This window comes from Gallaecimonas zhanjiangensis (assembly GCF_057624825.1).
In genome coordinates this window covers 3,585,953-3,603,368 of record NZ_CM172603.1, presented here as the reverse complement: position 1 = coordinate 3,603,368, position 17,416 = coordinate 3,585,953, and the positions used below count along the sequence as shown (strand labels likewise).

Sequence of the window (17,416 nt, the reverse complement as noted above, 5' to 3'; positions counted from 1 at the left end):
ATTGATATGGATGCAATATCATATGAAGAATTCATTTTTTCGGGAAACCTGTTTCTTTTATCAGTAGGGTAAGTGCTTTTTTCGTCAGATAATTTCTCTTCAGCTGTTAATCAAAAGAAGGGAAATCTATGAGTAAAAAACTGTTGTCTTTTTATAACGTATTGTTGTTTTCGCTTTTTAGCGTAGTTTTTTTGGTACCAGTAAGCGCCAATGAATTGGCTCGGTTTGACCGCTCTGTCACTGCATACAATCGAAGCATGGTTGAGAAATATCATCCGATGTTTGATTTTGATGGAGACGGTTGTTATCCGGCTACGCCATTCGACCGCTATAACAACCTCTCTCAAAACCCTGGGTTAAGTGCTACCGGTACACCACAAGGGAAATGCGCAGACAGTAACTTTGGCCAATTCGCGAATACCTTGCACCGGCAGTTGTGCCACCGAGACTATGGCGATGGCGGTTGGAATCTTCGCTGTGCCCACTTCTATGAACTCTACTTTGAAAAAGACCAGGCGGTAGGGGGATCATTTCTCGGTGGGCATCGCCATGACGTGGAAACGGTGATCATCTGGACCGGGCAGGTATGGAAGGACAACGGTCAGTACAACGAGTTTGTCTCTCATGTCAGTACCAGTGCGCACGGACACTATACGACGAAGCATTACAGCGAAGTGCAAAAGCATTGGGGCCACCCGCTTATCGTTTACCACAAAGATGGCGCAGGCACTCACGCGTTCAGGCATGCCAATGCAAATGACAAAGCGCATGTTGAATTCAAAGGCAACTGGGGGGAGTTTTATGCGCCGGATATCATCAGCTATTACTCAGCTCTGCACTGGTGGACATCAGACGAGTGGGACCGCTATCGAAACAATAAGTGGTTTCGAGATACCTTGCGTAATGCCAATTTCGGGTCTGCCTCTTTTAAGACTCGTGACGAATGGACACTGATGAGCCAAGCAAACGATGCGATGCCGCGCTGGGATCCCTTCTGGGCAAATATTCAATTCACCTGGGACGATGTCTGGTTTACCCGAGGTGAGGAGTTTAAAGCTAACTATCCCAATATCTATCGCTCCATTGAGGAGTAATCGCTGAGATATAACCTGCCATCCAAGGCACCAGCCTCACTGGTGTAGTGCAGGCTAGGGCGGGCGCTGCTGCTTGTTCTAATGCAGCGCCCGTTTTTGTTGTCAGCTACACTGGCGCCTTTGCCTTTTAGTGGACATTCCCCTTGCTGTTTGAATCCCTTGCCCTGGCGGCGGCTTGCTGCTGGGCTGTTGCCAGCCTCTTTTCTGCGTCCGCCGCTCGCCATTTGGGGGCCTTTGCCTTTTCGCGCTGGCGTATGGCCTGTGTCAGCTTGATGCTGTGGTCGGTGTCGCTGGTCAGTGGCGGCTGGCAAAGCCTTGATAGCAGCAGCATCGAGGTGATGGCACTGTCGGGGCTGGTGGGGATTTTTATCGGTGACACCGCCCTTTTTGCCGCCATGAATTGCCTGGGGCCGCGCCGGGCCGTGGTGCTTTTTGCCTGCCATTCGCTGTTTTCGGTGCTGCTGGGGTATCTGGTGCTGGGGGAAACCCTCAAGGGCCTGACGCTGGTGGGATGCATGTTGGTGGCCAGCGGCGTTATGGGCGCGGTGCTGTTTGGCCGCCGCGAAGGGGAGAGCCACCATTGGGAGCAGGACAACGGCAAGCTGGCGGTAGGGGTGGCCCTTGGGCTGCTTTCGGCCCTTTGCCAAGCCAGCGCCACCTTGATGGTCAAACCGGTGATGGCCGGGGATATCGACGCGGTGTCGGCCTCGGCGGTACGCATGAGCACTGCCCTTGGCCTGCACCTGTTGCTGCTTTGGAGTGGCGCCGCTATCGCCAAGGCCAGGCTGCCCATCAATTGGGCGGTGCTGGGCAAGGTGGCCATCAACGGCTTTTTGTCCATGGGAGTGGGCATGACCCTCATCCTGTACGCCCTTCGCTACGGTGAAGTGGGGCTGGTGGCCATGCTGAGCTCGGTAAGCCCGGTGGTTATCCTGCCGCTGCTGTGGGTGGTGCAAAAAAGGGCGCCAGCCAAAGGCGCCTGGCTGGGGGCCGTGGTGACGGTCATCGGTACCATGCTTATCGTCAGCCGCTAACAAAAAGCCCGCCAATCGGCGGGCTTTTTCATGCCTGTATGTTATTGCTCCAACAACCGGTAGAGCATGGCTCGTACTTCGGCGGGCTCGAAAGGCTTGTCGCAGATGGCGTCGACTCCTGACTGCGCAATATTGGCCAAGTGGGCGCCGCTGGCTTCGCTGGTCACCATCAGTACCGGCAGGTGGGACTGGTCGGAATGCTGGCGAATATGCTCGGTCAGTTCGCGGCCATTGATATTGGGCATGTTGTAGTCGGTGACCACCAGATCGAACATCTGGTTTTGCAGCTGGGCAATGGCGTCTTCGCCGTCCACCGCTTCGGTGATGTGGCTGATGCCGAGGTTTTCCAGCACCCGCTGGATATGGCGGCGGGCCATGCGGCTGTCATCCACCACCAGTACCCTCAGCGAGTGGGTATCAAAGTGAGTCAGCTCCAGCTCTTGAGGCGAGAGCAAATCGAGGGTGGCATTGATGGCCAGGCCCAGCTGCTCGTGGGTGAAAGGCTTGGGCAGGATGGCGGCCACCCCGGACTGCTTAAACGCTTCCAGCTCGTCGGGGCGGCGCTCGCTGGACACCAGCACAAAAGGCGTGTCCTTGATCTCGGCTTCGCTGCGCATCGTGCGTACCAGCTCCAGAGCGGTACCGTCGTTAAAGTGCAGGGCGCTCAGCACCAGATCCGGCTTGTTGGTGCGGATGTTATCCAGGGCCTGGGCCAGGTTGCTGGCCTCATCGACGGTCTCGATGCCTTCGCCGGCCAGGTGGCGCAGTATCACTTTACGTTGGGTGTCTGAGGGTTCGACCAGCAGCAGGGACAGGTCACTGGGTACCAGCGAATGCATCGTAATTCCGCCTTGTTGTTTACAAGCTTATAACTGCATTGTCGTTACTTTAGCCAGCAAGGCAAGCGCTTTGTTTTTTAAAGTTTATTTGCCAAGTTGTCGGGTACGAAAAACCGCCCCGAAGGGCGGTGGGTAATAGCTATTATCAGGCTTCTAATGATTTCAAATCTATAGAAGGCTAACCATAGCTCTCACATCAGGGCAGAGCGGGAAAACCGGTACCGCGCAAGGCTTGGGCCAGCTGGTTACGGCTTTGGTTACTGATGATGGTAATGCGGTTCTCGTCGCGATCAATACGTACCTGCGCTTCAGCGTCACCGGTCATGATGGCTTGCTGAATGCGCGATACGCAGTGGTCACCCAAGATGTTGCGAACTTTGAAGGTATACAAAACAAGGCTCCTAAATATTATTAGTGCCCTATCTATTTCAGCGGTTTTGCGTGCAAATTTCAACCGTTAAACGGAATTTATTGTTCTGCTTCTAATGAATTTTATGTGTCAGGCAGTGCTGGTGGCCTTCAATAGCTGCGCCAGGGTACGGGGCGGCATGGGCCGGTAGAGATAAAATCCCTGAAAGAATTTACAGCCCTGGGCCAACAGCCAGTCCAGTTGCTGGCGGGTTTCTACCCCTTCCACCAAAGGCTCTGCGCCGGTGGAGCGGCACAGCTCGATAATGGCTTTGAGCATCCGTTCGCTGCGGTCCTGGCCCGGTACGGCGCGCAGAAAATCGCGGTCAATCTTGATGATGTCGGCATCGAGGTTGGTCAGGCGGGTAAGAGACGAATGGCCAGTACCAAAATCGTCAATGGCCAGGGGAAAGCCGGCCTGGCTCAGAATTTTTAACGATTTACTGGTCTGGCGAAGGTCAGCCAGGGCGGTTTCGGTGATCTCCAGCTCCAGCATGGCGTTATCGATTTGCTGCTCCCGGCAATGCTCGATAAGCCAGTGGGTGAAACGCTCGTCTATCAAATCCAGCACCGAGAGGTTCACGCTCAGACGCAGGTTGATGTCTTGTTGCTGCCAGCTTTTTAGTTGGGCGCAGGCTTGGCTGACCACCCAGCGGGTCAGGCGGCCGATATTGCCGCTTTGCTCGGCCAGGGGAATAAACACCGCCGGGCTGATATTGCCTTCTTTGGGGTGGCGCCAGCGCAGCAGCGCTTCGGCGGCCACAATGTTGCCCTCGGTGTCGCACTGGGGTTGATAATCCAGGTAGAGCTGGTCGTGGCTGGCAAGGGCGGTACGCAGGTCTTCCACCAACTGGTGCTGGGAGTCGAAGCGTTGCAGGGCGCTGGTATCCAACAAGGTCACGTCGCCAGCGGTAAGAGGTTGGCCGTAAAGGTGCACCGCCAGGCTGCTGATGTGGTGGCCGGGCGGTAGCAACCCGGGGTGGGAGGCAATCTTCCAGTGGCGCTCGGTTTCGCACAGGGTGCCATCGTCCAGGCGAATACTGTTGTCCAGCTGCATTTCAATGCCCTGCACCATAGCCAGCAGCGCATCGCGTTGGATAACGGGATGGCAAAACACCAGGGTGCCACGGCCGATACGCCCGGCGATGGCGCCTTTGGGGAGCAGCGCCTTAACCTTGGCGGCGGTCTTGTTGAGTACCTGATCTTTGGCCGGTTTGCCGTATCGGAAGCGGATGCCGGGGCTGTTGCACAGCTGCATGATGGCAACCGCCGCCCGGGGTTTGCGGGCCAGCCAATGCTCAACCCCTTGTTCGTTGAGCATGCCGGTGCTGGTGTCGTGCCAGCGCAGGCGCCGGTTTTGTACCCGTTCGTCGGCCAACTGCATTTTCAGCTGGGAGGCTTCGGTAAGGTCTTCAAGCAGCAGCAGGTGGTACTGGGGGTTGGCCATGCGGGTCTTGGTCAGTTCCACCATGCGTTGCTGGCCGTTTTGCACCGACACCAGCCTGGGCAATTGCTTGCAGTTATCGGGCGGTAACGACAGCGCTGGCAGCAGCGCGTTAATGCTCAAGCGATGTTTTTTAAGCCAGCGGGCAAGAGCCTTGTTCTGGCGCATCACTTTTTGGCTCTGGTTGATAATAAACGCCGGGTGGGTGTCGTTATCAAACAGGTCGCGATACAGCAGCATCGACAACTGCAGCTGGCGGTTAAGATCTTGCTGGCGGCCGTGGGTCCATTGCAGGGCGCTCAGCATCCGCATCAAGGCCAGCGGCAGGCAGAGGTTAAAGAAGATAAACAGCAGCAGATTTATGTAGATGGGGGTACTGGGTAGGTCGATATTGACGGCGTCCCAATGCAGCAGCGGTTTGTTATACACCAGGTAGGCAAAGGGCAGCAGGTTAAAGGCCATGGCCGCTACCGCCGCCTTCTTGCCCCACAGCATCAACATGGCGATGGGCAGCGAGTAAAGGAAAATAGCGCCAAGCTTGGCTTCGTCAAAATCCTTGATGAAAAACTGCATGGTGGCGCCAGCGCCGACAACGCAAAGGGCCAGCAATATTCGCCCCAGCCGGTAACGGCGCCGGGCAAAAAGGGCGGCGCCCAGCAGCACCACATAAAAGCCCAGCACGATATAAAGCACGTGATAGGCCCCCAGCTGCCATGCCTTGTAGCTGCTGTGCGCGGCAACGCCTAACACCAATAGCAGCCCCGATAGGGTGAGGATCCGTAGCACGCTGATACGCCAAGGGGGGGTAGGCAGATTGCCTTGCTCGTCATTCAGGTACAGCAGCTGTTTGAGCATCCACTTCTCTCACACGTCAAAGACCCGCACATTGGCGGCGGGTGGTGATAAGGTATTGTTTAAATTGAGATGTTTGCTGACGAACCGGGCGCCCTACAACCCGCGCTGTAGCCTCGGCGGCTGCAACGGCAGAGAAACCCCAGTAAAGTAGCGACCAAACTTCAGGCAATCTTGAATCGATGCGGATCCTTCACACCTCCGACTGGCACTTGGGCCAGCACTTCATGGGTAAAACCCGCCAGGCCGAGCATGGCGCCCTTATCGCCTGGCTGCTTGATACCGTTGCCGCCAACCAGGTGGATGTGGTTGTTATTGCTGGCGATATCTTTGATACCGGCACTCCGCCCAGCTATGCAAGAGAACTTTACAACAGCCTGGTGCTGGGGATGAAGGAACAAGGGTGTCAACTCGTTGTGCTGGCGGGTAACCACGACTCGGTGGCGGTGCTGGAAGAATCCCAGGCGCTGCTGGGGGCGCTGGGTACCCAGGTGGTGGCCTCGGTGGGGGAGGGCGCTGCCAACCAACTGCTTACCCTGCATGGTGCCAGTGGCGAGGCGGCGGCCACCCTTTGCGCCATTCCCTTTTTGCGGCCTCGCGAGTTGCTGCAAAGCGAAGCGGGGCAAGACGGCCAGGCCAAGTTGCTGGGCATGCAGCAGGCCATTCAGGCCCATTACCAAGGGCTTTATGAACAGGCCAAAGCCCGCGGCCTGCCGGTGGTGATGACAGGCCATCTCACCACGGTCGGTGCCAGCGCCTCGGAGTCGGTGCGGGAGATTTACGTGGGCAGCCTGGAAGCCTTTCCCACCAATGCTTTCCCGCCGGCCGACTACATTGCCCTTGGCCATATCCACAGGCCCCAGAAGGTGGGCGGCCTTGAGCACATTCGCTACAGCGGCTCGCCTATCCCCTTGAGCTTTGACGAAGCGCGCCAGCAAAAAGAAGTGCTGCTGGTGGAGCTAGACGGCGCCCTGCGTTCGGTGACCCCCATAGCCGTGCCCCGGTTTCAGCCACTGGCCAGCGTGCGCTCTGAGCTGGAAGGCATCCGAGCCCAGGTGCAGCCCTTGACTGAAACCCTGGCCGATGGCGAGCGGTTGTGGCTGGAAGTGGTGCTCTCTAGCCAGCAGTATCTTAGTGACCTGCAAGCACGGGTGGCCGAGCAGCTGGACGGCTTGCCGGCGGATCTGCTGCGTCTTCGCCGCGAGCGCCAACAGCAGCAGGGCATCATCCGGGAGCACCGCGAAACCCTCGACGAGCTCAACCCCGAAGAAGTCTTTGCCCGGCGTCTGGCCAGCGAGGGTCTGAGCGGCGAGCTTAACCTGGCACTGACCGAGCGTTACCAAGCCACCCTGGCCGCCCTTAGGGAGGCCAAATGAAGATCCTCAGCCTGCGCCTTAAAAACCTCAACTCCCTCAAAGGGGAGTGGAAAATCGACTTCAGCGCCGAGCCCTTTGCTGGCAACGGCCTTTTTGCCATCACCGGCCCCACCGGCGCCGGCAAAACCACCCTGCTGGACGCCATTTGTCTCGCCCTTTACCACGAGACGCCGCGCATGAAGACGGTGTCTCAGTCCAGCAACGAGCTGATGACCCGCCACACCAGCGAGGCGCTGGCGGAGGTGGAATTCGAGGTCAAAGGCCAGGGTTACCGGGCCTTTTGGCAGCAGCGCCGCGCCCGCGACAACCCCGACGGCAAGTTGCAGCCCCCCAAGGTGGAGCTGGCCCGCCTTGATGGCGAGATCCTCACCGACAAAATCAACGACAAGCTCAAGCTCACCGAAGAGCTGACCGGCCTCGATTTCGGCCGCTTTACCATGTCCATGCTGCTGGCCCAGGGCGGCTTTGCCGCCTTTTTGAACGCCGACGCCAACAAGCGCGCCGAGCTTTTGGAGGAGCTGACCGGCACCGACATCTACGGCCAGCTCTCCCAAAAGGTGTTTGAAGAGACCCGCGCCCTGGCCGAAGAGGTCAAGGTGCTGGAAGCCCGGGCTGGGCAAATTGCGGTGCTCACTGATGAGGAGCGTCAGCAGCTGGGCGAGGCCTTGGCGGCCCTTCGCACCCAAGAGCAGGGCCTTAACGAGCAGCTGCGTAAGGTGAGCACCCAACTGGATTGGCGCAAACAACTGGACGGCGCCACCGCCGAGATGGCCCAGGCCAGTGCGCAACTGGAAGTAGCTCAAACCCAGTGGCAACAGGCCGAACCGAGCCTTAAAAAACTCAAAGCCGCCAAACCTGCTGAGGCGCTGCGGCCCCTTTACCGCCATTGGCAGCAGCTGGGCCAGGAGCTTGCTACCGGCCGCGAGCGCGAGCAAGAGCTTGGTCGCACATTGGCAGACATGGGCCAGCAAGAGCAGCAACTGGCCCAGCAGGGCGAGTGCCTGGCCCGCCAGCAGCTCGGCGCCGCTGCCGGCGAATTGGCGAGCTGCCAGCAAGAACTGGCAAGCCTGGCAACCTGGCTTGGCGAGCATCAGCAAGACAGCGCCCTGGCCGCCGAGCTCGGCAGCTGGCGCCAATGGCAGCAGCAGCTTGGCCTTGAGCAGCAACGTTTTGAGCAAGGCCAAAGCCGCCAGCAGCAACTGGCGCAGCAGGTGGACGCCGGCCGTCAGGCCCTTATTGGCCAGCAGCAGCGCCTGAGCGATACCCAGCAGCAGGCAACGCTTGCCGAGCAGCATCTCCAGCAAGCCCAACACAACCTGGCCCAGCGCCTGGACGGCCATAGCCTCGATGAATGGCAAAGCCATTGGCAGGCCCAGCAGCGGCTGCTGCCGTTGGCCCAGGCCCAGCAGCAGGGCGAGGCGCGCCAGCAGCAACTGCGCCAAAACATCGCGGATACCGAGCGCAGCATCCAGGCCCTTGGCCAGCAGCGTGAGCAGCTGCGTGAGCGCTACAAGGTGCTGCGCGAGCAGGTCAAAGACAAAGAAACGCTCCTCGAGCAGGAAAAACTCATCGGCGAGCTGGCCCATTACCGCCAGCACCTCAAAGCCGGCGAGCCTTGCCCGCTGTGCGGCAGCGCCCAGCACCCCGGCATCAGCGACTACAGCGCCCTGAGCCAATCAGGCACCGCCAGCCGCTTAAAGGCGCTGACAGAAGAACTCGACGAGGTTAAAAACAGCGGCGCCAGTCTCGGGGTGCAGATAGAGCAGCACCAGAAGGGGCTGGCGCAGCTGCAACAAGAAAGCGCGCAACTGGCGGCAAGCCTTGGCGAAGGCCAGCAGCAACTGGGCGGCCAAAGCCTGGCGGCGCTTAACAAGGCCCTTGAGGAGCTGGACGGCACCATGGCCGCCATCAAGGCCGCCGCCAGCGCTGCCGATGCCGCCCAGCAAGGCTGGCAACAAGCCAAATTCGATGCCGATAAGGCCCAGGATCAGCTGGGCTTTGCCCAAAAAAGCATTGAGCAGCAGCAGCGCCAACTGGACGACAGCGCCCGGCAGCTGCAAAAAGAAGGCGAGGCCCTTACTGATAGCCAGCAACGCTTTGCCAACAGCCTCGAAGCCAAAGGCCTGGCGGCCGATGGCCAGTGGCAAGAGAGCTGCGAGCAGCGCATTGGCGCCTATCAAGAAGCCCAGGCCCGCCAGCAGCAACTGGATAAAGCAGTGCAGCAGCACGGCGCCCGCCAGGAGCGCCTGGACGAAGCCCTTGGCCGCTGGCGCCAGCGCTTGGGTGAGCGGCAAGCCTTGGACGCGGCCCCTGCAGGTGTTGAGCTTGGCGAGCTGGAGCCGCGCTATACGGCGCTGCTGGATAGCCAAAAGACCCTGGCCGCCGAACACCAAGCGCTACTTCAGCGCCTCAAAGAGCTCGATGGCCAGCAGAGCGAGGCCCTGGGCCAGTGGCAGCAGGGCCTTAAAGACAGTCCCTTCAAAGACGAAGCGGCCTTTCACGACGCCCTCTTGCCTGCTGACGAGCAGCAGCGCCTTACGGAGCTGGAGCAGCGACTGCACGACGCCCTTATTACCGCCCAAAGCCGGGTGCAGGATCTGAAAGCGCGCTTGCAGGTACTGGGTAAAGACAAAGCCGATGGCGCCACCCTGGAGGCCTTGCAGGCCGAGGAGCTTAAGCTTCGCGAGCAGCTGCGCGAGCTTGCCAGCCAGGACGGCGCCCTGGACACCCGCCTGAAAAGTGACGCCAAGGCCCGCCAGGAGCTGGGGGGGCTGGCCGCCACTTTGCAAGCGCAAAAGGCCGAGCTCGATATCCAGCAGCACCTTAACGGTTTGATTGGCTCGGCTGACGGCGCCAAGTTCCGCCGCTTTGCCCAGGGCCTGACCCTGGATCATTTGGTGCATCTGGCCAACCAGCGCCTCGACAGGCTCCACGGCCGCTATGGCCTGCGCCGCAAGGCCGGCGCCGAGCTGGACCTGGAGGTGCTGGACAGCTGGCAGGCCGATGTGGCCCGCGACACCCGCACCCTCTCCGGCGGCGAAAGCTTTTTGGTGAGCCTGGCGCTGGCGCTGGCGTTATCAGACTTGGTCAGCCAAAAAAGCGCCATCGATTCGCTGTTCCTCGACGAAGGCTTTGGCACCCTGGACGCCGACACCCTTGAGCTGGCCCTGGACGCCCTGGATAACCTCAATGCCGACGGCAAGATGATTGGCGTTATCAGCCACGTCGAGGCACTTAAAGATCGCATTCCGGTGCAGCTGAAGGTGCACAAGGGCGCTGGCATGGGCTACTCGCGGCTCGACAGCCGTTTTGCTGTTACTGGGTAATCGATTATTGCGATAAGTTTTTTGCGTGTCAGGGCTTGTGGAGTGAAGCACTCTGGCCCAGACTGGCACGGCAGCAAGGGGGCATTGGCTCCCTTACAAGGCCAGAATCAATCAAGGAGTTTTTATGGCAACCGTTACTCTGCAAGGCAACCCGGTTTCTGTGAATGGCGAATTGCCCGCCAAGGGTGCCACCGCCCCGGCGTTCAAGCTGGTTGCGGGCGACCTGTCCGACAAAGGCCTGGAAGCATTCGCAGGCAAGCGCAAGATCCTCAACATTTTCCCAAGCGTTGACACCCCCACTTGCGCCACTTCCGTGCGTAAGTTCAACGAAAAAGCCGCCAGCCTCGCCAACACCGTGGTGCTGTGCATCAGTGCCGACCTGCCTTTCGCCCAGGCCCGTTTCTGCGGCGCCGAAGGCATCGAAGGGGTGGTGAGCCTGTCTACCCTGCGCGGCGTTGAGTTCCTCAAAGACTACGGCGTTGCCATCGGCGACGGCCCTCTGGCCGGCCTGGCTGCCCGCGCTGTGGTGGTGCTGGACGAAAACAACAACGTGCTGCACACCGAACTGGTGAGCGAAATTGCCGACGAGCCCAACTACGAGGCCGCCCTGGCCGTGCTGTAAATCGGCCCGGCTTGATGAAAAGGCAGCCCCAGGGCTGCCTTTTTTCTATCCGTTATTTCGGTTATTGGTGCCCATGGTGTTACTATCCGCCATCCTTTTTATCGCCCTGGCTGTTTGATGACCCAAAGCCTCACTTTTGCTGATCTGGGATTGAACCCGGCTCTTCTTGATGCGGTAGCCGAACAAGGCTATCAGCATCCCTCCCCGATCCAGGCCCAGGCCATTCCTGCCGTTCTTGAAGGCAAGGACGTGATGGCAGCGGCCCAAACCGGCACCGGTAAAACTGCCGGTTTCACCTTGCCGCTGCTGCACCTGTTGGCTGGCGGCAACAAGGTGCAGGGCAACCAGGTACGTGCCCTGGTGCTGACCCCCACCCGGGAGCTGGCCGCCCAGGTAGGCGAGAGCGTGGCAACTTACGGTAAGCATCTGCCGCTGCGCAGCCAAGTGGTATTTGGCGGTGTGAAGATAAACCCGCAGATGATGGGGCTGCGCCGCGGCGCCGACGTGCTGGTGGCCACCCCTGGCCGCCTGCTGGACCTGTACCAGCAGAACGCCGTGCGCTTTAAACAGCTTGAAGTGCTGGTGCTGGACGAAGCCGACCGCATGCTGGACATGGGCTTTATCCACGATATCAAGAAGATCCTGGCGCTGCTGCCGCCCAAGCGCCAGAACCTGCTGTTCAGCGCTACCTTCTCTGACGATATCCGCGCCCTGGCCAAGGGCCTGGTCAACAACCCGGTAGAGATCTCCGTTACCCCGCCCAACAGCACTGCCGAGCGGGTAGAGCAGGCCATTTACCCGGTGGACAAAAACCGCAAGGCGCCGCTGCTGTGCAAGCTCATTGACGACGGCAACTGGCAGCAGGTGCTGGTGTTTACCCGCACCAAGCACGGTGCCAACCGCCTGGCCAAACAGCTGGAAAGCGCCCAGATCACCGCCGCCGCCATCCACGGCAACAAGAGCCAGAGCGCCCGTACCAAAGCCCTGGCCGACTTCAAGGCTGGCGCCGTGCGCGCCCTGGTGGCTACCGATATCGCCGCCCGCGGTCTGGACATCGACCAACTGCCCCAAGTGGTGAACTTTGACCTGCCCAACGTCGCTGAAGACTACGTGCACCGTATCGGCCGCACCGGCCGCGCCGGCGCCAGCGGCCACGCGGTGTCTTTGGTGTGCAGCGAAGAGATGAAAGAGCTCAAAGCCATCGAACGGCTGATAGGCCAGGTGCTGCCGCGCGAGAAGTTGCCGGAATTTGAGCCGATAAACCTGCTGCCCGAGACCAGCCTTGATACCCGGCCGCAGCGCCCCAAAAAGCCGAAAAAGCCCAAGGCCCACCAAGACGGCCAGCGCTCGCCCAAGAGCGACGCCCCGACTCAAGGCCAGCACCGTGGCCAGCGTCAGGGCCAGCAAGGCCCGGCCGGTGAAGGCCAGCAAAGGCGCCGTCGGCGCCGGCCTTCAGGCCCGAAACCCCAATAAAAAAAGCGCCTTAGGGCGCTTTTTTTGTGACTAAAGCCAATCAGGCTTCGACATCGATGGTGTTACCCAGCGGCCCCTGGGGGCGGGAGCTGGTCATAACGCCATCATCCTTGTCGCCATCGTTGTCAGGGGCGGCGCTTTGCTGTGGCTGCACCGGCGCCTGTGCCTGGGCTTGCTGCGTGGCCAGTTGTTGAACCTGGGCATTATTGGTTGCATTGATATTCATAAGGCGTACCCGTTAATGGTTTCTGGCACGGCTGCCAGAAACCCAGCATGGGGGCCTTGTATTAACAAAGCCTTAGCTGGTGATAAGCCGTGCCCGAAAGCGCTTGCCCTTGATGCTGTGGCCAAGCTGCTTGAGCGCCACCTGGGCCTTGGCCTGCGGCACCGCCACAAAGGCCCAGTCTTCAAAGACCTGGATTTTACCCACCTGATCGCCCTCCAGGGCCTTGTCGCGGGTGAGGGCGCCAACGATATCGCCGGGGCGCAGTTTCTGGCGTTTGCCGCCGTCAATTTGCACTGTCACCATCTCGGCGCTGTAGGGCGGCTGGCGCAGCAGATCGGCGTCGGGCAGGGGCGATTCTGCCACCTCGATACCCAGCTTTTCTTCCAGGGCCATCAACCGGTGGCTCTCTTTGGCACTGAACAGGGTGCAGGCCACCCCTTGGTTGCCGGCCCGGCCGGTGCGGCCCACCCGGTGTACGTGTACTTCAGGCTCGAAGGCCAGGTGGTAGTTGATCACCAGATCCAGCGCTTCTACGTCAAGGCCCCGGGCCGCCACATCGGTGGCTACCAGCACCGTGGCGCTTTTATTGGCAAAGCGCACCATGGCCTGGTCGCGGTCCTTTTGTTCCAGGTCGCCATGCAGGGCCAGGGCGCTAAAACCGCGGCCACTGAGGGCTTGGGCCAAGTCTTGGGTTTCGCGCTTGGTGTTGCAAAACACCACCGCCGAGGCCGGGCGATATTGCTGAATAAGCAGCTGCACCGCCTGGCGGCGCTGGGTGTCGTCCGCCACCAGGAAAAATTGCTGGTTGATGCTGAGCGGGGTGTGGCCGGCCTTGACTTCTATCCGCTCGGGGCTGCGCATCACCCGCCGGGCAATGGCTTCAATCTCGGCCGGGAAGGTGGCGCTGAACATCAGGGTCTGGCGGCTGGCCGGGGTCTGCTGGATGATGCCGTCAATCACCTCGCTAAAGCCCATATCCAGCATTCGGTCGGCTTCGTCCAGCACCAGGGTGCGCAAGTGATTGAGCTGCAAGGTGCCGCGGCGCAGGTGGTCGTCCACCCGGCCCGGGGTGCCGACAATAATATGGGCGCCGTGCTCCAGGGAACCGACTTGCGGGCCAAAAGGCATGCCGCCGCAGAGGGTCAGCACCTTGATGTTGTGAATAGCGCGGGCCAGTTTGCGGATCTCGCTGGCTACTTGGTCGGCCAGTTCGCGGGTGGGGCACAGCACCAGTGCCTGAATACGAAACTGCTTAACGTCCAGGTGATGCAAAAGGCCGAGGCCAAAGGCGGCGGTCTTGCCGGAGCCGGTCTTGCCCTGGGCTATCACGTCCTTGCCGGCCAAAATGGGCGGTAGGCTCTGGGCCTGGATGGCGGTCATGGACTGGTAGCCAAGGCCGGCCAGGTTGGCCACCAGGGCGTCGTTTAAAGGCAGAGTGGAGAAATCGTTGTGGCTCACGGCGGTTCCTGGGTTGGCGGGGCGAAGGGGCGCGCGGATAGTATACAGCTTTGTGCCAATAGCAAAGTAAAGAGCGCCCGACTTGCATAAGAACCCGGCCGGGACAATGCTTGCAGGCATCTGCCGCTATGGAATTGGCAATGCTGTTATCCCGAAAATCCCTGACCCCGCGCCGCTGCCTCTACCTGGCCTTGCTGCTTTGCTGCCTGGTGTTGCTGGTGGCGGCCCATTGGCTGTGGCTGGCCCATCTGCCCATTCGCCAATTGTGGATGCCAAGCGGCATTGCCGAGCTGCTGGTGTTTCTTATCATCCTGGTCACCCTGGTCTTTACCCAGATGGTGGACCTGCCCAAACCCATTTATTTGCTGCTGACCCTGGGCTTTAGCCTGTGGGTGATGAGCGCCAGCGTGGACGTAATGGACGAAATCACCCGCCAGCCGTTGTGGCTGGCCACCTGGGGAGAGGACATGGTGCGGGTGCTGGGCATGGCCATTACCGCCCTAGGCTTTTTTCGGTTGCTTGAGCATTTTGTCCGGGTGCAGGGGCAGCTGGAGCAATTGGCCCATTTTGACCCCCTTACCCAGCTTGGTAACCGCCGCTTCTTCCAAATACAGGCTGAGCGGATGCAGGCCCAGGGGTTATCGCTGTTGATGCTGGATCTCGACCATTTCAAGGCGGTGAACGACAGCCTTGGCCACAGCGCTGGCGATGCGGTGCTTCGTGACCTTGGCGCGTTGCTCGGCAGAAGCAGCGCCCCCGGTTACCCGGTGCGCCTGGGCGGCGAGGAGTTTGCGGTGTTGCTGCCGGCCATGGCAGAAGACGAGCTGCTGCATTATGCCGAGGCGCTGAGGCTGGCGGTAGCCAAGCGGTTGGCGCCCCAGCTTGAGCTGACGGTGAGTATCGGCGCAGCTACCTTACTCCCCAATGAGGGGCTGGACGGGCTGCTGAGCCGCACCGACAAAGCGCTGTATATGGCCAAGCATGGCGGCCGCAACCAGGTGGCCCTGGCGCAACCCGAGGAGCCGCCGCTATGGCGGCAAGGGCGATGATCCTTATCCGGCCGGGCGCCGTATCGACCCCAATCATCGTTAAGGCTTATCTAAATCTCGATGTTTACAAAATGCCAAGTTGATCGCAGAACAAAATAAAACCAGCTGTAAACCCGCCTGTTTTCTCTACAATTTCGCCTCCTTACTCTGAGGGCCCCTGCTATGCTGCTTCGTCGCTCACGTTTACTGCAAGAAAAGGTCGAGACCATGGAGCGGTCACTGGCAGACAAGGAGGCCATCATCACCGCCCTGAGCCGCGCCCAGGCGCTGATCAGCTTTACCCCTGACGGGCGGGTATTGCAGGCCAACGACAACTTCCTGAACCTGATGGGCTACCGGCTGGAAGAAATAGAGGGCCAGCACCACCGCATGTTCTGCCAGCCGGCCTTTGCCACCAGCCCCGAATACCGCCAGTTCTGGGACAAGCTGGCCCGGGGCGAGTTTGCCGCCGGGCGCTTTGAGCGGCGCAACCGGGCCGGTGAGACCCTATGGCTTGAAGCTTCCTATAACCCTTTGCTGGACAAAAACGGCCGGGTGCAGCGCATCGTCAAGCTGGCCTTTGATGTCACCGAGAAAGTCCGCAGTGGCCAGGTGGCCCGCAGCCAGCTGTCGGCCCTGCATAAGGCGATGGCGGTTATTTCCTTTGACACCGAAGGGCGAGTCACCGACGCCAACGACAACTTCCTGGCCACCATGGGCTATCGCCTGGAGCAGGTTCAGGGCCAGCACCACAGCCTCTTTTGCGAGCCAGGCTATGCCCGCAGTGCCGAGTACCGCGCCTTTTGGGACAAACTCAAGCGCGGCCAGTTTATCTCCGGCCAGTTTGAGCGGCGCAACGCCCGTGGCGACGCGGTGTGGCTGGAAGCGAGCTACAACCCCATCGTCGACGACAAAGGCAAAGTGACCCGCATCGTCAAGTTTGCCTCCGATGTCACCAATCAGGTGCAGCGCCACCAGCAAGAGGCCGAGCAAGCTTCCCAGGCCTTTGATATTTCAGTAGAAACAGAGCAAATGGCGGTAAAGGGTACCGGTATCATCCAAGAGGCAGCCGCGCAGATGCAGCACATCGCCGCGCGCCTTGGGCAATCGTCCCAGTCCTTGGGTGAGCTTGGCCAGCAGTCTCGGCAGATAACCTCCATCATCGAGACCATCGGCGATATCGCCGCCCAGACCAACCTGCTGGCCCTCAATGCCGCCATCGAGGCGGCCCGCGCTGGCGATCAGGGCCGGGGCTTTGCGGTGGTGGCCGATGAAGTGCGCAAGCTGGCCAAGCGCACCTCCGAGTCCACGGCGCAAATCGCCCAGATGATCACCCAAATTCAGCAGGGTACAGACGGCGCCATTACCGATATGGAAGGCTGCCTGGATAACGCCACCCAGGGCGCCGAGCTGGCCCGCCAGGCTGATGCCATGATCCTCGGTATTCGCGGTGGCGCCCAGCGGGCGGTAGAAGCGGTGGAGCGGCTGGCCAGCCAGGTGCGGCGCCAAGACTGACCCGGCAGCCTCGGCGAACAAAAACTGGTATCTGCCGGCACTATTGGGCAGCATAAGGTTTTTATCATCGGAAGCTGTTATGAAACGTCATCAGATGCTATTGGCCGGCCTGGTTCTGGTATTTACCGCCATGGGCCAGGCCTTTGCTGCCGGGGTGGATTTTAAAGAAGGTACCGATTACGAGGTACTGAAGACCCCTGTCACCGTCGATACCGACAAACCCTTTTTGGTTGAATACCTGTGGCTGGGCTGCCCGCACTGCCAGGCCCTCAACCCCTACATGCTCCAGTATGAAAAAGACCATCCCAACGTCGAAATCGTGCGCAAGCCCGGTATCGGCCCCAAGCGCTGGGTGCTGGATGCCCATATCTTTTTCGCACTCTATGAAACCGGCAACGGCAAGCTGTTTGCCCCGCTGATGGACTTCTACCACAATCTGGAGACCAAAGAGCGGCGCCTGCCCGACCAAAACGATATCAACGGCTTCTTAAAGAGCCACAATATCGACCAGAAGAGTTTTAACGAAGCCATGACCAGCTTCGAAACCATGAACAACCTGCAGCGCACCCTCAAAGAGGAGCAAAGCATCAACCTGACCGCGGTGCCTACCGTGGTGGTGGCCGGTAAATACAAGTTGCTGACGCCCCCGGAAGGCGAGGGTGATGCGATTAAACGCTACTTCGAGCTGATTGATTACCTTTTGAAGAAAGGTTGAAAAAAG

At 59.9% G+C, this 17,416-nt stretch carries 14 protein-coding genes; 9 read left to right on the top strand and 5 right to left on the bottom strand.

Going from position 1 to position 17,416, the window contains the following annotated elements; genetic code table 11:
• The first annotated feature begins 128 nt into the window (after positions 1–128).
• Positions 129–1,094, top strand: coding sequence for an NPP1 family protein (locus AC22G1_RS17015; RefSeq protein WP_487314424.1), 966 nt, complete (start codon positions 129–131; stop codon positions 1,092–1,094).
• A gap of 143 nt (positions 1,095–1,237) precedes the next feature.
• Positions 1,238–2,128 carry a DMT family transporter gene (locus tag AC22G1_RS17010; RefSeq protein ID WP_487314423.1) on the top strand — a complete coding sequence of 297 codons (891 nt, stop codon included), beginning with the start codon at positions 1,238–1,240 and terminating at the stop codon, positions 2,126–2,128.
• Positions 2,129–2,169: 41 nt separating this feature from the next.
• Here the strand turns inward: AC22G1_RS17010 and AC22G1_RS17005 are convergent, their stop codons facing one another.
• The 3 genes from AC22G1_RS17005 to AC22G1_RS16995 form a co-directional block, all read right to left on the bottom strand.
• On the bottom strand, positions 2,170–2,967 hold the full coding sequence (locus AC22G1_RS17005; RefSeq protein ID WP_487314422.1) for a response regulator: 798 nt from the start codon (positions 2,965–2,967) through the stop codon (positions 2,170–2,172).
• Positions 2,968–3,163: 196 nt separating this feature from the next.
• Complete coding sequence (locus tag AC22G1_RS17000; RefSeq protein WP_487314421.1) at positions 3,164–3,358, bottom strand: heavy-metal-associated domain-containing protein; 195 nt, start codon at positions 3,356–3,358, stop codon at positions 3,164–3,166.
• Between the two features lie 108 nt (positions 3,359–3,466).
• Positions 3,467–5,674, bottom strand: coding sequence for an EAL domain-containing protein (locus AC22G1_RS16995; protein ID WP_487314420.1), 2,208 nt, complete (start codon positions 5,672–5,674; stop codon positions 3,467–3,469).
• Positions 5,675–5,853: 179 nt separating this feature from the next.
• On the opposite strand from AC22G1_RS16995, the gene sbcD reads away from it, so the two are divergent.
• From sbcD to AC22G1_RS16975, 4 genes are all read left to right on the top strand, one after another.
• Positions 5,854–7,047, top strand: coding sequence for an exonuclease subunit SbcD (gene sbcD / locus AC22G1_RS16990; RefSeq protein ID WP_487314419.1), 1,194 nt, complete (start codon positions 5,854–5,856; stop codon positions 7,045–7,047).
• Positions 7,044–10,373 (top strand): exonuclease subunit SbcC, encoded by a 3,330-nt coding sequence (gene sbcC / locus AC22G1_RS16985; protein WP_487314418.1) that lies wholly within the window; start codon positions 7,044–7,046, stop codon positions 10,371–10,373. The genes sbcD and sbcC overlap by 4 nt, the downstream gene beginning before the upstream one ends.
• A 124-nt stretch (positions 10,374–10,497) precedes the next feature.
• Entirely contained in the window at positions 10,498–10,995 is a 498-nt protein-coding gene (tpx, locus tag AC22G1_RS16980) for a thiol peroxidase (RefSeq protein WP_487314417.1), read from the top strand.
• A gap of 117 nt (positions 10,996–11,112) precedes the next feature.
• Positions 11,113–12,468, top strand: coding sequence for a DEAD/DEAH box helicase (locus AC22G1_RS16975; RefSeq protein ID WP_487314416.1), 1,356 nt, complete (start codon positions 11,113–11,115; stop codon positions 12,466–12,468).
• Between the two features lie 40 nt (positions 12,469–12,508).
• On the opposite strand, the gene AC22G1_RS16970 is transcribed toward AC22G1_RS16975, so the two are convergent.
• Both AC22G1_RS16970 and dbpA read right to left on the bottom strand, forming a co-directional pair.
• A complete protein-coding gene (locus AC22G1_RS16970) occupies positions 12,509–12,694 on the bottom strand; it encodes a hypothetical protein (RefSeq protein ID WP_487314415.1) in 186 nt (61 codons plus the stop codon).
• A gap of 72 nt (positions 12,695–12,766) precedes the next feature.
• Positions 12,767–14,152, bottom strand: a complete 1,386-nt coding sequence (dbpA, locus tag AC22G1_RS16965) for an ATP-dependent RNA helicase DbpA (RefSeq protein WP_487314414.1) — start codon at positions 14,150–14,152, stop codon at positions 12,767–12,769.
• 140 nt (positions 14,153–14,292) lie between these two features.
• On the opposite strand from dbpA, the gene AC22G1_RS16960 reads away from it, so the two are divergent.
• The 3 genes from AC22G1_RS16960 (at position 14,293) to AC22G1_RS16950 (ending at position 17,410) form a co-directional block, all read left to right on the top strand.
• Complete coding sequence (locus tag AC22G1_RS16960) at positions 14,293–15,201, top strand: GGDEF domain-containing protein (RefSeq protein WP_487314413.1); 909 nt, start codon at positions 14,293–14,295, stop codon at positions 15,199–15,201.
• Between the two features lie 162 nt (positions 15,202–15,363).
• Positions 15,364–16,695 carry a methyl-accepting chemotaxis protein gene (locus tag AC22G1_RS16955; protein WP_487314412.1) on the top strand — a complete coding sequence of 444 codons (1,332 nt, stop codon included), beginning with the start codon at positions 15,364–15,366 and terminating at the stop codon, positions 16,693–16,695.
• 79 nt (positions 16,696–16,774) lie between these two features.
• Positions 16,775–17,410, top strand: coding sequence for a DsbA family protein (locus AC22G1_RS16950; RefSeq protein ID WP_487314411.1), 636 nt, complete (start codon positions 16,775–16,777; stop codon positions 17,408–17,410).
• Positions 17,411–17,416 lie beyond the last annotated feature (6 nt).